General features: G+C 66.3%; 10 protein-coding genes. 4 read left to right on the top strand and 6 right to left on the bottom strand.

Annotation, left to right across the window (positions count from 1 at the left end; all coding sequences use genetic code 11):
* Nucleotides 1-144: 144 nt before the first annotated feature.
* Complete coding sequence (locus NL2_RS12315; protein WP_068075632.1) at nucleotides 145-2913, top strand: bifunctional YncE family protein/alkaline phosphatase family protein; 2769 nt, start codon at nucleotides 145-147, stop codon at nucleotides 2911-2913.
* 240 nt (nucleotides 2914-3153) lie between these two features.
* Nucleotides 3154-3432: a hypothetical protein gene (locus NL2_RS12310; RefSeq protein WP_068075629.1), complete on the top strand. Its 279-nt coding sequence runs from the start codon at nucleotides 3154-3156 to the stop codon at nucleotides 3430-3432.
* A gap of 26 nt (nucleotides 3433-3458) precedes the next feature.
* Here NL2_RS12310 and NL2_RS12305 read toward each other — a convergent pair whose 3' ends face one another.
* The 3 genes from NL2_RS12305 to NL2_RS12295 form a co-directional block, all read right to left on the bottom strand.
* Complete coding sequence (locus NL2_RS12305) at nucleotides 3459-4568, bottom strand: glycerophosphodiester phosphodiesterase family protein (protein WP_068075626.1); 1110 nt, start codon at nucleotides 4566-4568, stop codon at nucleotides 3459-3461.
* Nucleotides 4569-4570: 2 nt separating this feature from the next.
* Nucleotides 4571-4942: a hypothetical protein gene (locus tag NL2_RS12300; protein ID WP_157083152.1), complete on the bottom strand. Its 372-nt coding sequence runs from the start codon at nucleotides 4940-4942 to the stop codon at nucleotides 4571-4573.
* Between the two features lie 127 nt (nucleotides 4943-5069).
* Nucleotides 5070-7694, bottom strand: a complete 2625-nt coding sequence (locus NL2_RS12295; RefSeq protein ID WP_068075619.1) for an MMPL family transporter — start codon at nucleotides 7692-7694, stop codon at nucleotides 5070-5072.
* Nucleotides 7695-8009: 315 nt separating this feature from the next.
* On the opposite strand from NL2_RS12295, the gene NL2_RS12290 reads away from it, so the two are divergent.
* Nucleotides 8010-9509 (top strand): ArnT family glycosyltransferase, encoded by a 1500-nt coding sequence (locus tag NL2_RS12290; protein ID WP_068075616.1) that lies wholly within the window; start codon nucleotides 8010-8012, stop codon nucleotides 9507-9509.
* A gap of 54 nt (nucleotides 9510-9563) precedes the next feature.
* On the opposite strand, the gene NL2_RS12285 is transcribed toward NL2_RS12290, so the two are convergent.
* The 3 genes from NL2_RS12285 to NL2_RS12275 form a co-directional block, all read right to left on the bottom strand.
* A complete protein-coding gene (locus tag NL2_RS12285) occupies nucleotides 9564-10676 on the bottom strand; it encodes an MlaA family lipoprotein (RefSeq protein ID WP_068075613.1) in 1113 nt (370 codons plus the stop codon).
* Between the two features lie 338 nt (nucleotides 10677-11014).
* Complete coding sequence (locus NL2_RS21635) at nucleotides 11015-11728, bottom strand: phosphatase PAP2 family protein (RefSeq protein WP_245647673.1); 714 nt, start codon at nucleotides 11726-11728, stop codon at nucleotides 11015-11017.
* A complete protein-coding gene (locus tag NL2_RS12275) occupies nucleotides 11728-13974 on the bottom strand; it encodes a TonB-dependent receptor (RefSeq protein ID WP_068075610.1) in 2247 nt (748 codons plus the stop codon). The genes NL2_RS21635 and NL2_RS12275 overlap by 1 nt, the downstream gene beginning before the upstream one ends.
* Before the next feature lie 212 nt (nucleotides 13975-14186).
* On the opposite strand from NL2_RS12275, the gene NL2_RS12270 reads away from it, so the two are divergent.
* Entirely contained in the window at nucleotides 14187-14510 is a 324-nt protein-coding gene (locus tag NL2_RS12270; protein ID WP_068075607.1) for a cupredoxin domain-containing protein, read from the top strand.
* Nucleotides 14511-14513 lie beyond the last annotated feature (3 nt).

Here is a 14513-nt window from a genome sequence, read left to right as displayed (position 1 = left end):
GCCGTTGCGGATGCGGGGCGGGATCTTGCGAACCCGCTCCGCGTTCGCTTCCGCAGGGTCGGCGATGCGTTTAGTGCTGGTTCGGCCAACGCCGGTGCGGCACCGGCCCAAAAAGCAACACGACCGCGTGAAACGAGGTGTTCGATGAGGTTCCTGTTCGCGCTGCTGCTGGGCACAGCCTCATCCATGGTATCGGGCCAGGCGCTCGCTTCCCCACCCGCACCGGCGCCGATGCTCCCGACCGGGCAGGCGCTGACTCCGCTGGCGGCGCCCGGTGCGCGGTTCGAACCGCTGGTCGCGCGGACCGGGCCACGGCCCGATACGCTCGCCGATGGTGCCTCGGCCATGGCGATGAGCCCCGATGGCCGGACCATGCTGATGCTGACCAGCGGCTTCAATCGCGTCAACGGCGCCGATGGCGCGATCCTGCCCGACCAGTCCAACCAGTATCTGTTCGTCTATGCCGTCGACGATGCGGGCAGCCACTGGCTGCAGACGCTGACTGTCCCCAACAGCTATTCGGGTGTCGACTGGCTGCCCGATGGTTCGGGCTTCGTGGTCGGCGGCGGCGTGGACGATGTCGTCCATCGCTTCGTGCGCGGCGCGGGCGGCTTCGCGGTCGCCGGCGCGCCGATCAAGCTCGGCCATCCCGGCGGCAATGGCTTTGACGTGAAGCCGCAGGCGGCGGGTGTGGCCGTCAGCCCCGATGGACGGCGCGTGCTCGTCGCCAATTACTACAACGATTCGGTGTCGCTGATCGATCTGGCCACCGGCACCGTTATCGCCGAGCGGGACATGCGACCGGGCAAGGTCGATCCGCGCCAGTCGGGCGTGGCCGGCGGTGAGAACCCGTTCGCGATCGTGTGGACCGACAATGCGACCGCGTATGTTTCCGCGCCACGCGACCGGCAGATCGTGCGGCTGGCGGTAAACGCCGGCTCGGTGGACGTCACCGCCCGGATTGCCATGCTGGGGGAACCCACCGCGCTGCTGTTCGATGCGCGTGCCGGGCGGCTCTATGCGACGCAGGACAATGCCGACCGCATCGCCATCGTCGCTACCGGCACCGGCCGGCTTGTCGCCGAACCACGGCTGGGCATGCCTGCGCAGATGGCGGTTCTGCCGGGCAAGGGCACCAACCCCAACGCGCTGGCGCAACTGCCCGATGGGCGGCTGCTGGTGACGATGGGCGGCATCAACGCGCTCGCGATCGTGCGCGCGACCGCCACCGGTGCCGAAGTCGAGGGGCTGGTGCCGACCGGCTGGTATCCCAGCGCGGTGGCCGCCAGCCGCGACGGGCGGCACGTGTTCGTCGCCAACCGCAAGAGCCCGCCCGGTCCCAACCCGCAGGGCTGCCCACCCAAGAATGCCACGGTCAAGGCGCAGGCCAACGCGTGCGGTGCTGCCAACCAGTATATCTTCCAGCTCGAAAAAGCCGGGTTGCTGCAGTTCCCGATGCCCGACGCGGGCGCGCTGGTGAAGACGACGCTGCAGGTGGCCGACAACATCGGGCTGTCGGCCACGGCATCGCGCGCGGCAGCGCAGGCGCGGATAGCCGCGTTGCGCAAGAAGATCCGCCACGTGGTGTTCATCGTGAAGGAGAACCGCACGTACGATCAGGTGCTGGGCGACCTGCCCATCGGCAACGGCGATCCCTCGCTGGCGATCCTGGGCCGGCGGCTGACGCCCAACCATCATGCGCTGGCCGAACAGTTCGTGACGCTCGACAATTTCTACGACAGCGGCGAACAGTCGAGCACCGGCTGGACCTGGACCACCGCCGGTCGCGTGCCCGACCTGCTCGAAAAGACCGCGCCGGTGAACTATGCCCAGCGCGGGCTGGCCTATGAAGCCGAGGAAGTCGACCGCTTCATTGCCACGTCGCAGACCCCGGCCGAGCGCCACGCCACCAACCCGCAAGTCCCGGTCGATCGCGACCTGCTGCCGGGCTCTGCGCTGCTCACCGCACCCGATGGCGACGATGACGACGAACAGGGGCAGGGCTTCTTGTGGAACGCCGCGATCAAGGCCGGGCTGTCGGTGCGCAACTACGGGTTTTCCGATGCCTCGGTCTATGACACCGGCCTGCCGGGCGCGGTGCCGCTGGTGCGCGAGCCGTTCAAGACCGGGCAGCACATCTACACCCCCGCCGACAGGCTGCTGGCGACGCGCAGCGATCCCTATTTCCGGGGGTTCGATCAGAAGTTTCCCGATTTCTGGCTGGCCAAGGAATGGCTGCGCGAATTTGCCGGCCAGCAAAAGCGCAACGCCATGCCCGCGCTCACGCTGCTGCGGCTGAGCCACGATCACTTCGGCGATTTCAAGGATGCGATCGATGGCGTCGATACCGTCGAAACGCAGATGGCCGACAACGATTTCGCCGTGGGCATGGTCATCGAAGCGATCAGCACCAGCAAGTTCCGCAACGATACGCTGGTGTTCATCATCGAGGACGATGCGCAGAACGGCGCCGATCATGTCGATGCCCGGCGCAGCATCGCCTTTGTCGTCGGACCCTATGTGCGCCGGCAGGCGGTTGTTTCCACGCGCTATGACACGGTCAGCATGCTGCGCACGATCGGCAGCGTGCTGGGGCTGAAGCCGCTGGGCCTCAACGATGCGCTGGCGCTGCCGATGGTCGACGTGTTCGATACCGTGGCGCACGACTGGGCCTACACCGCGCGCGCGGCGGGCGTGCTGGCGACCACGAAGCTGCCGATCCCGCGCGACCGGCTGGTGGCGGCGGCGCAACCTTGCCCCAACCACGACGCTGCCTACTGGACGGCGGCCATGGCCGGGCAGGACTTCCGCCACGAAGACCGCCTCGACACTGCGAAGTTCAACCGCGCGCTGTGGCAGGGGTTGTCCGGCGGCGTGACGCAAGCCCACGCGACCGCGTTTCCCTGCCTGTAGAGCGCCCGGCCATCAGGTCGGGTGGCCACCGCTGCCCATGCAGCGACGACACCGCCGCGCGATCGTGGCGGATCCGGCATGGTGGTTGAGGGTTCGAGGAACGGGGCGGCACCGGCGACCGCACATCGGACGAGTCCCGGAACTGCAATATAGTAACGATACCATCACACTGGGTCAAAAAGGTGCCGCCGTTCAGGGAACGCCTGCGGATGGCTGCCGTGCAAGGGTTTCGGGCTGCGCATGAAGTCGGACGACGATCATCAGGACGGATTTGCGTCATCCGATCGCGTCGGGCCGGATCGCGCCGGGCCCGATCCCTGTTCGATACCCGAACTGTCCGCCGCCGAACGGTTGATGCTGGTCGAGTTCGCCCGCGTGATTCGCGCGCGGCCGGTGCGCTCGATCGTGGCCGAGAGCGCGCTCGAACACGCGGCCGCCGTTCTCGAAGCGACCGCCTTGCGCGCAACCGGCGGTGATGGCTCGCCCGACGATGTGGTCGCCGGACCTGTCGCCGGCTAGCCTGGCCCTCCGCCAGGATGTGGCGATCAGGGATCGACTGCAAGGCGCCCCAGGGCCGGGTCATCGGTGAAGAAGGCATCGACGCCCGCCGCCAGATAGTGCCGGATTTCGGCCACGCTGCCCGCCGGGTTGCGCGCCGTATCGCCCGCTGCATCGCGAAAATCTGCAGCGAGATAGCGGTTTTCGGGCCGGAACGTCCAGGTCCCGACCAGCAGTCCGCTGCGATGGGCCTGGCTTGGCAGCGGCGTCGGCGAGCCGAGTTTGCCGTCTGCCGCTTGCGGGACGAGGTCGCGGAAATTCGGCGCGATGAAATCGGCGTAGCGCGCGATCTCGTCGATCCCGGCGGGTGTCAGCCGTTGCCGCCATGTGCGATTGTCGCCGGCAGCCGCGCGGTCGGCGGGGATCGCCCCGTTTTCGGTCAGCTGCATCAGCCGGACGTTGTTGCGGCCCGCCAGACGCGTCCGCAGCCAGAGCAGATTGGCGATCTCGAAGCTCTGGACGATGACCGGCGCGCGGCCCAGATAGCTGTGCATCGCCAGCTCGTCGACGAACCGCTGTTCCAGCGGCAGGCCGATCCCGGCGAAATAGGTCGAGTGCTTGAGTTCGGGAATGATCCCGATCGAGCGGCCCCGGGTCGCGGCCTCCGCAGCGACGAAGTCGATCATTTCGGCGAACGTGACGATCTGGAATTCGCCGTCGTATGCCTGGCTTTCCGGCCGGAACGCGCCAAGTCGTTCCTTCGCGCGCAACGTCTTGAGTTCGGCCAGCGTGAAGTCTTCGGTGAACCAGCCGGTGACCGTTTCGCCGTCGATCGACCGGGTCGCCTTGCGCGTGGCGAATTCCGCGTGCGTGGCAACGTCGGTGGTTTCGGCGATGTTGTTCTCGTGCCGGGCCACCAGCACGCCATCGCGCGTCGCCACGAGGTCGGGTTCGACGAAATCGGCGCCATCGGCAATCGCGCGGGCATAGCTGGCCAGCGTGTGTTCGGGCCGGTGCGCGCACGCGCCGCGATGGCCGAGCACCAGCGGCACGGTTCGGACGGATGCGCCCGCGCGCACCGGCCCGGCCAGCGGGACGGCCGCCAATGCCGCCGCGCCGCCGATCACGTCTCGGCGGCTGACCCCGCGATCGGCCATGATCAGAACGCGGCCGACAGCGTGACGAAGAACTGGCGCGGCGGGATCGGGTAGGCCGAATAGCTGTTCGTTGCCGATCCGACCGAAACCGTCGACAAGCCGGTGATGTCGACGCCGGGCAGCGTCTCGATCGCCTTCAGCGGCGAAACGCCCGGCAGGATCTTCTGGATCTCGGACGCGGGGATCTCCGTGGCCGAACGCGTCGATTTGGCGGTCACGATGATCGATTCGGTCAGCGCCTCGCCGGATGAATCATCGGCTGCCGGAGCGTCCGCTGCCGCCGGCGCGATTTGCGCAAACGACGGAACGGCCGCCGTGGCAGCAACCATCGCCCATATCGACAGAGTGGAACGCAACGCTGAACGATAGATCATGAAAGGCCCCCGGAGACGACGCAGATGCTGCACGTGCGAGGGGAGCTAGAGCGGTCAAGTGACAGGACCGCGATGGTTTTGCGTAAGTTCGAAGAACGCCGGCAGAATTACCCCGCAGCCGGTTCGATCAGTTTGCGGCCGGCGCGGGTTTGCCGGCGGGCGCGTGCTCGACCGGCCCCAGCAGGGCAGGCTCGAAGATCAGCGCGCAGACCAGCGTCCAGATCAGCGAGATCATCAGGATCAGCCCCATGCTGGCGGTGCCGGGGTGATGCGAGAACCACAGCGCGCCGAATGCGCTGCCGGTCGCCAGGGCACTGCACACCACGGCGCGGGCCAGACTGGACTGCAACAGGTCGCTGACCCCGCTGCGCCACGCCATCACGAAATAGATGTGGAACGCGACGCCGACGCCGAACAGCAGGGGAAAGGCGATGATGTTGGCAAAGTTGAGCGGCTGGCCGATCACCACGCAGGTCCCCAGCGTGAGAAAGCCCGACAGCACCACCGGCGCGAGGGTGAACGCCACTTCGCGCACACTGCGCAGCACCGCGTACAGCAGCAGGCTGACCAGCATCAGCGCCAGCACCCCGGCATCGATGAACGCGCGGGCGACGGTTCGCGCGGCTTCCTGCGTGGAAACCGGCAGGCCGGTCGCCTCTGGCGCGACCTTGCGGACGGCGGCGGTGAAATGTTCCAGCACGGCATTGTCCATGCTGTCGCCCGATGGCGTCACCTGCACCAGCGCCTTGCCGTCCCTGGCCACCCAGTCCGCCGCCATCTCGGGCGGCAGGGTGTCGCGGGAAACCTCGCCGGCCTGCATCGAGGCGCGAATTGCGTTGAGGCTGACGGTCAGCGGCTCGACCAGTATCGTCGCAACTTGCTCGCGCTGCTGGGGTGACGCGGCGGACAGCCGCGCAAAGCTGGTGGCGAGGTGGGCTGCGGCCGTGCCCAAGGCGCCCGGGCGCTTGACGGCCAGATCGCGCAATGCCGCCACGGCTTTGCCGAGTTCCGCCTGTGTCGATCGATCGTCGACGGGCTGGGGCAGGTCGAACGGATTGATCGCGGGATCGAGCAGCAGGCCGGCATCCTGGATCAGCGCCAGCTTGGCAGGCTGGTCGTCGGGCAGGAAACTGGACAGCGTGGTTGCCTGCGCCACTTCGGGCAGGCGCGACAGCCGCTGCGCCATCCGGTCGGCGGACGCGAGATCGGCGGTCATCACGGTGATGGTGTTGGGCGTGCGATCGGGATCGCGCATCAGATCGGCCAGCGCCAGCATCCCGGGCGTGTGCGGATCACGCAAGTGCAAGGGATTGAAATCGAATTTCACCCAGTGCAGCCCGGCGATCGACAGCACCATCGCCAGCGCGAACGAGGCCAGCACCGCCCGGCGGTTGCGGCCCAGCCAGCGGTCGACCGGGGCGGCACCCGCCCAGCCGACGGGCTGTGTGGGGACCGCCGGGTTCAGCTTGACCAGCAGCGCGGGCAGCATCGTGACATTGAGCACGAGCGCGATGATCATGCCGACGCCGGCGATCACGCCCAGTTCGGCGATGCCGATGTAGTCGGTGGGCAGGAATGCGCCCAGCGCCAGGAAGATCGCCGCCGCCGCCATCAGCAACGGTTCGCCGATGGCCATAGCGGTGCGTTCGAGCGCGCCCAGCGGTTCGGCATCCTCGCGGCGCTCGGCGTTGAAGCGCACGCCGACCTGGATGCCGAAATCGACGCCGAGGCCGACGAACAACGGGATGAACGCCACCGAGATCAGGTTCAGCCGGCCGATCGCGAGCAGGCCCAGCGCCAGCGTGATGATCAGCCCGGCGAACACCGTGAGCAGGATCGCCCCGACCATCCGGGCCGAGCGCGTGGCCAGCCACAACGTTGCCACCATCGCCGCGACCATCAGCAATCCGACCATGCCGATGTTGTCGCGGATGGTCCCGAATTCCTCGTCGGCGAGCATGACCTCGCCGGTGATTCCGGTCTTCAGTCCGTGCGCCGCATCGAGGTGCAGCGCGGCGATGTGGCCTTGCAGCGCGGCTTCGGCGGCAGACCCGGGCTGGAGGTCGGTAAAGTCGAGGTGGGGTTGCGCCAGCACCAGGCGCCGGGTCGGCGGGGCGAGCTGGCCCTTGCTGCCCGAGAACAGCCGCTGCCACGAAAACCAGGCGGTCTTCCCGGCCAGCCGCGCATCGATCGCCTGCGCCAGTTGCGCCAGCGGTTGCTCGAGCCGGGCGGTTGCGGCAGCATCGCCATCGGTGGCCGCGCCGGTCGCGGCGGTATCGATGGCCGTCGCCACGCCGCGCAACGAAGGATCGGCGGCCAGCGCGCCAAGCAGCGGCTGGGCATCGATCAGGCGCTGGGTGGTGTCCTTCACCTCCGCCAACGAGGCGAACATCAGGCCTTCGCTGGCCAGGAACGCGTTGCCGTCGGGGCGCTTGACCACCTGAAAATGCTGATGGTCGGCCGTCAGGGCGTCGGCGAGGCGCGCGGCCCCGGCCTCGGCGAGTTCGGGCGTCTGGCCATCGACGACGACCAGAATGGCATCCTGCAGCCCGGGAAACGCCTTTTCGACGGCGGTGTCGTTCTGTCGCCACGCCACCTTGGGCGAGATCAGGTCACCGGTATCGGTGGTGATGTCGAACGCCACGATCGTGTAGGCGAGCGCGAGCGCGACCAGAAAGCCGATCGATGCGAGCGTAGTGAGCGGGCGGCGCGCGGCAGCGAGCATGGCGCGTTGAAGCAGAGTGGACAGCACGGCCGCGGATTGGCTGAAAATGGCGCCCTGGGCAAGCCTGCTCGGGTCCGTCGCTCTCGGCGAAACCGGACGGCACCGAAATTCGGGTTGCAGCGCACCGCCGATCCACTATCCGGTCCGCCGGGGGGCAGGTCGCCTGCATTGCCGGAACCCTGATGGCGCGCGCCGGCTATCGGCTTTCGCCGGAAGGGGCTGCGCCGGGCAGTGGTGAACAGATGACCTGTCGTCAGCGGACCGACGGAATGTCGGTCGCCACCAGATGAGGTCGCTTGTGCAAAACGGTTCGGCGGGGATTGGGGCGTGAGTTCGGTCGCCATGGAAGCTCCGCTCCCCAGACCCGGCTTGTGGCACGGCCTGCCGGAAACGCTCAAGGCGTTCCTCATCCTCGCGCTGTTCACGCTGGCGACCAGAGCTTGGATTTTCGGCGATCCGGTGGTCAATATCGACGAGCAATTCTATCTCATGGTCGGCGACCGGATGCTCCACGGCAGCCTGCCCTACGTCGATATCTGGGACCGCAAGCCGATCGGCCTGTTCCTGATCTATGCCGCCGCCTGCCGGTTATTTGCCGATGCGGTGTGGGGCTACCAGATCATGGCGACGATATCGGTCATCCTGACCAGTTCGCTGCTGTTTGCCATGGCCCGGCGGGCGACGTCGTTCTGGCCGGCACTGGCCGGTGCTGCGGTCTATCCGGCATGGCTGCTGGTGTTCGGCGGGGTCGGGGGCCAGTCGCCGGTGTTCTACGACCTGCCGATGGCCATGGCCGCGGCATGGACGCTCAAGCTGGTGATCGAGCCGCGCAACCGGAACGTGACGGCAGAGGGCTGCGCGATCATGGTGCTGGCGGGCATCGCCATGCAGATCAAGTATGTCGCGATGTTCGAAGGCATCTTCTTCGGGCTGACCCTGCTGTGGCTGGGGTTGTCACGCGGACGGTCGCTGCTCGTGCTCGCCGGCCATGCGGTGGTCTGGGTGCTGAGCGCGCTGCTTCCCACCGTGGCGGCATGGGGCGTCTATGCCGCCATGGGCCACGGCGACGCGTTCGTGCAGGCCAATTTCCTGTCGATCTTCGGGGACACCAACCCGCTGCTCGAAGCCGTGGGGCGGCTCGCCGCGCTGACTTTCGGGCTATCGCCGCTGCTGCTGTGTTTCGGCATCGTCTGGCGACGCCGCGCCGGCATGGACGAAGCGGCGCCGCGCGCGGTGGCGTGGATGCTGGGCTGGGCCATCGCCAGCTATGCCGGGTTCCTGATCTACGGCATCTGGTACGATCACTATGTCCTGCCGGTGCTGATGCCGCTGAGCCTGGTTGCTGCGCTCGCGTTCGGCAGCGTCGGCTGGTGGCGGCGGCTGACCGGGCTGGTGATCGGGCTGGGCCTGGTCGGCGGGACCGCGCGCGCTGCGGTCGACGTGCAGATGAACGGCAACGAACGCGAATTGGCGCAGCTGTCGGCGCTGGTCGCACCCAACCTCGGCAACGGGTGCCTTTATGTGAACGAGGAGCTCTCTGCGCTTTACAAGATCACGCGCAGTTGCCTGCCCACGCGCTTTGTCTTTCCCCAGCACTTGGCGCTGGTCGCCTATCAGCACGCGTTGGGAATCGACCAGCTGTTCGAGTTGCGGCGCGTCCTTGCCAGCCAGCCGGCGGTCATCGTGCTCAGCCTGACGCCGGATGAATATACGCGGCCGGAAACAAGGAGCCTGCTCGAGGCGGCGCTGAAGCGTGGCTATCGGCTGGCGGGTACGGCCATCGTCGGCAACGCGACATATGCCGTCTATCCGTTGATCCGGCCGCCCGCCAGCAAGCCCTGACGTTCGGCTGCCGTCACCGGCCGGGGTGGCAGCACGATCAAGCTGATTTGGGGCTTATTTCGGCGGAGCCCGGTCCGGGTCCGGCAGAGGGTCCGCCAACGGGTCCGTGGCCGGATCGACCGGATCGAGCACTGCTCCTTCCGCCACCGGCTTTGCCTTCAGCGCCGCGATCTCGCCCGCCCGGTCCTGCAGATAACTGGCCCGCAGCGTGGCATAAGGATCGACCGAGTCCCTGCGGATCGATTCGAGTTCCTGATCGACCTCGGCGCGCTTGTCGAGGCCGTCGACCACGCGGATGACCGTGCCGGTCTTGCCCAGGTTCAGGCTGTTGCGCCAGATCGGCCGGTCGCTGTCTGGGTGCGTGATCTTGTAGAGGATCCGCGGCTGGGCAAACGCATCGCCAAAATCGCCGGCGGTGTCGCGCAGCGTCGTCGGACCCAGCACGGGCAGGTAGAGGTACAGGATCGGACCCACCCCGTAATAGCCCAGCGTATCGCCAAAGCCATTGGCGTGGTGGCGAATGTGGAACGGCTTGCGCTTGGCCACGTCGATCAGACCACCGATGCCGAACACCGAATTGATCAGGAACCTAACCACGCCTGCCACCGCGCGGTGCGGATGCAGCTGGACTAGGTCGTTGAAGATGACCAGCGGCTCGGATAGGTTCTGGATGGCGTTGCGCGCGCCATCGCGCGCCGGCTTGGGCACCACCTTGGTATAGACGATCGCGGCAGGGCGCAGGATGAAGCGATCGATCGGCTGGGAGATCGCATAGGAAATGCGGTTGATCGGCGCCAGCGGATCGGCGTCGCCGGGAATGCGCGCTTCGGTAAACGCAGGATCGTCATCGGCCGGAGCGCTCGCTTGCGCGGCGTTGGTGTCAGGCGCAGGATCGACCACTGGAGCAGCAGCAGGATCGCCAACAGGCGCCGTGGCGGCATCGACCACCGGTGCTGCGACAGGAGCGGCTACAGGGGCTGTCACCGGATCGGCAACCGGCGCCGAAGCCGGATCGGCAACCTGGATCTTCGGTCCGCCCGGCAGTGAGGCAACCACGGTCGGAACCGACGGTTCGGGCGCGAATGGCCGGGTGTTCGACACATCGAGCAGTGGCGGCACGAACGGTTGCGGGGTCAGGCTGGCCGCGGCAAAGTACAGGGAAAGCATTATTCAAACGGTCTCCGTCCGCCGCCACGCAACGCCAAGCGCCCGAGTAAAATGAGCAGAAAAGCGGATAGCGTTGCTACTTGCAGTCGGCGAAATGCACATGCCTGGATGAATGACCGCTGATCGTTGGTCTGCCGGAAATAGCACTGTGGGAAGCCAGCACAACAACAGTTTGCCGGACGAGCGCAAAGCGCAGCGGTCGCCGGCCGCAGCGGGCAAGGCGCCATCCTGACCGCGATCATCGTGCGCGTACGCAATCAAAGCACGCCCGAACGAACGCTTGCTGCAACAGGTCCGCCGAGGGGACCGGTTCAATCCCGCATGGGGATTCAGCAGAACTACCGCGTCGGGCTTTCGATACCGTCGGCGAACCGCCTGTCGTGCGCAAGCTCGTCACGCGCCGCGGTAAAATCGGTCAGGAAGGCAGGCTTGGCCATCAATCGTTCGGCAACGACCAGACCCAGCGTCTCGCCGCCGGTCACGTCGCTGCGGAAGTGGACTTCGCACACGATGCGGCTTTCGCCATAGCTGGCGGCGCGCGCCATGATCGGGGTGGCCTTGCCCGGCAGCAGCCGCGCGAGGACCGCTGCCATCGCGTATGCCATGGTGGTGTGCCCGCTGGGATAGCTCGACCAGTCGGCATCGTCGCCCTTGCCGCAATGCTTCAGGCCGGGCGCGGCGACCCACGGCCGGCTGCGGCGGAAGTGCAGCTTGGCGCGATCGGCGGCATCCTTTTCGGCCATCCGCACGTCCCCCATCAGGCGCGCGGTCGCCGGCAGGCGATCGAGCTGTAAGGCCGGACCGATGGCATCGGCGAAGATCGAGGCATTCTTGGTTTCGCTGTCGTGCTGGGCCGCTACCAGCATCGCATCGGTGCGCGCAGCTTCGACCGCACGTAATTCAGCCAGTTCGGCAGCTGCCTGCGCCGAGGTCGGCGCGGGCGGCGGCGGCAGGACCAGCGCCGGATCGAGATCCTGCGGTGTCAGCATCGATGCCGCCGGTGGCGATGTGGCGATCAGCGCGGCACTGGCGAAAACCAGCAGCCCGCGCATCAGAACACCACCGTGATGTCGCCCGTAACCGCCCGGCCGGGCTGGTAGTAGTACTGGTCGAAGTTGTTCGCCAACGGCAGGCCGGCGGACGCGGCCACCGTCTTGCTGTTCGGCGCGATTTGCGTGACGCGACGCGAACCGAACGCATCGGTCACTTCGATCCCGGCGCGAAACGGTCCGAACTCGTAGCTCGCCGCAATGATGGCGGTGTTGTAGCTCTTGATGTCATAGACCGGGTTGCCATCGCCGGTGGCCGACTGCGGCCCGGTGAACTTGTCGATCACCGAGAACTTGAACGGTCCCTGCTTGACGATCACGCCGCCGGCCGCGGTGCTTTTCGGCGCCTGGGCGATCTGCAGTCCGGTGTCGCTGGCCTTGGCGCTGTTGATCGATCCGTTGGCGAACACCGCGATGTTGGGGGTCAGCGCGAAGGCCACCTGGCCTTCCACGCCCTTGTAGACCGCCCCGCCGATATTGGTGAACACCGTGCCGACGCCGGCGACCGGCGAGGAGAAGCTCACGAACTTGTTGGTGAACTTGATGTGATAGGCGTCGAAATCGAACGACAGACGCTCGCCGTGATAAACCACGCCCGCCTGGTAATTGGTCGACCGTTCGGGCTCGAGATTCGAGAACTGCGGGTTGGCGACATACAATGCGCCCAGCGGCGGAGCGAGGAAGCCGCGAGCATATTCGGCATAGGCGGACAGCATCGGCGTGATCGCCCAGTTCGCCTGCACGAACGGCAGGTTGGCCTTGTAGTCACCCGTCACGGTCTGGGCATACCGCGTGGTCTGGTTGTAAGCGGCGATGATCTTGCGCCCGAAATCGACGTGCTTGAAGCCAGGCGTGATCGTCAGCGCCGGAACCGGACGCAGTTCCAGCTCGACGAATTCCTCGGTGTGGTTGCCCTGGCTGTTCTGGTCGAACTTCACGTACAGCGGGGTGAGCGCGCCGGTGACCGGGTTGGTCACCTTCTTTTCGATGTAGTTGAAACCGCCGGTGTTGAGATCGACGTCGGTCTGCTGGCGATAGGTGCGGCTCCATTCGAGCCAGGCACCGGTCGTCACCGTCGCAAAGTCGGTCAGCTTCAGGCGCAGCTTCATGATGTCGCCATAGACGCGGTACTTGTTGGTCTTGGTATAGCCGGGAACGTCACCGACCACCTTGGTCTTGCCGTCGGCCAGCGTGGTGGTGTTGGCGGTCGCGCCGGTCACGTCGAGCGCCGACAGCGTCTCGTTGTCATAGTAGTAGGTATAGGCCTGGTTGGTCAGCACGCTGCCCGGCGCGATGTGCGCTTCCAGCGTGGCGATCTCGAAGTCGGTCGTCTTGTCGGTGTGGTTGTACCCGAAATACTGCGGCGTCTTGGGATCGGCGTTGAGGCTGAAATCCTTGCCGAACTGCGCCTGCTGGAACAGCGTCGATCCGTCCTTGTCGGGCTGATTGAACCGGTTGTTGTTGTAGGTGCCCAGGAAGGTCAGCTTCACGTCGGTGCCCAGCGGCACCACGATCTTGCCGAACAGGTTGTAGTTGCGATATTTTTCATAGCTCAACGCGCCGTCAGTGTGAACGTACTGGCCGGTCACGACCGCCTTGATCCCGTCGCCGCCAAGATTGCCGGTGTTGAGCAACCCGCGCAGGAGGTAGGTGTTGAAGCTGCCGTAGCTGGCCTTGACCTGGCCGCCGAATTCATCGCGCGCGGCGCGGCTGAACAGATTGATGTTGCCGCCGAACGTTGCCTGGCCAAGCTGGCTGGCGTTGCCGGGGCCACGATCGACGACCAGCGTCTCGATGGTGTTCGACGGGAAGAACGTGGTCGAATGGTGGGTCGGATCGTTGGTGTCGCCAAACGGCACGCCGTCATAAGTGATGTTGAACTCGCCGTCCTGGAAGCCGCGGATCTGCGCCTTGGATTCCGACAGGCCGACGCCGTTGTTGCCGTTGAAGTTCGAAACCGACGGGGTGATCAGCGCGATCTGGTCGAAGTCGGCGGTGGCGGGCAGCGAATCCTCTATCAGCGAGCGGCTGACGATCGACTGCGGCTGCTTGGCTTCGAGCGACGCCGTCGTCGGCGCGATTTCATTGATGCGCGTCGCGGTCACGACAATGTCGGAGCCTTCCGCGATGCCGGTCTTCGTCGTCGAAGGCGTCGTCGCATCTTCGGCATGCGCGGGGCTGGCCAGCAGCGCAATTGCGGAAATTCCAGTCATGAGACCGAAACGGCGGACGGTGAACGGATTGCGCATAACGCCTTGAAACTCCCCTAAGCTGGGGTGCGGCTAACAGCGATTCATGACCGCTTGGATGCAGTTTGAAGACGTTTGCGTGACAGGTATTTGATTGGCCTGCGTCATGAAAAGGTCACAAACTTGGTCCGCACCCGACGCTCGCCTGACAGGGCTGCGGGCGGACATTTTAGTGCTATTGCGCGTGACTGCCGCTCACATCAGGAGATCCTGTGAAACGCCTATTCCAAGCCCTGGCCCTGGCCGGTTTCGCATCCGGCGCCGTGTCCGCTAGTGCTGCTGCCGACAAGCCGGTCGTGATCATCACGCTGAAAGACCATCGTTTCACGCCCGATTCGATCCGCGTTCCGGCCGGGCAGAAGATCACGTTCGACGTCACCAACCGCGATGCCACCGCCGATGATTTCGACAGCGACGAGCTTCACGTCGACCGTGACCTCAAACCGCATGAGCGGGCCACATTCGTGGTCGGGCCGCTGCGGGGCATTACGCGTTCAAGGGCGAACTGCACGCCGCGACGGCGCATGGCGAGGTGATCG

Source organism: Novosphingobium lentum NBRC 107847 (genome assembly GCF_001590965.1).
Taxonomy (GTDB): domain Bacteria; phylum Pseudomonadota; class Alphaproteobacteria; order Sphingomonadales; family Sphingomonadaceae; genus Novosphingobium; species Novosphingobium lentum.
Note: the sequence above shows the minus strand (reverse complement) of the source record. Positions and strands in the feature narration are given on the sequence as shown.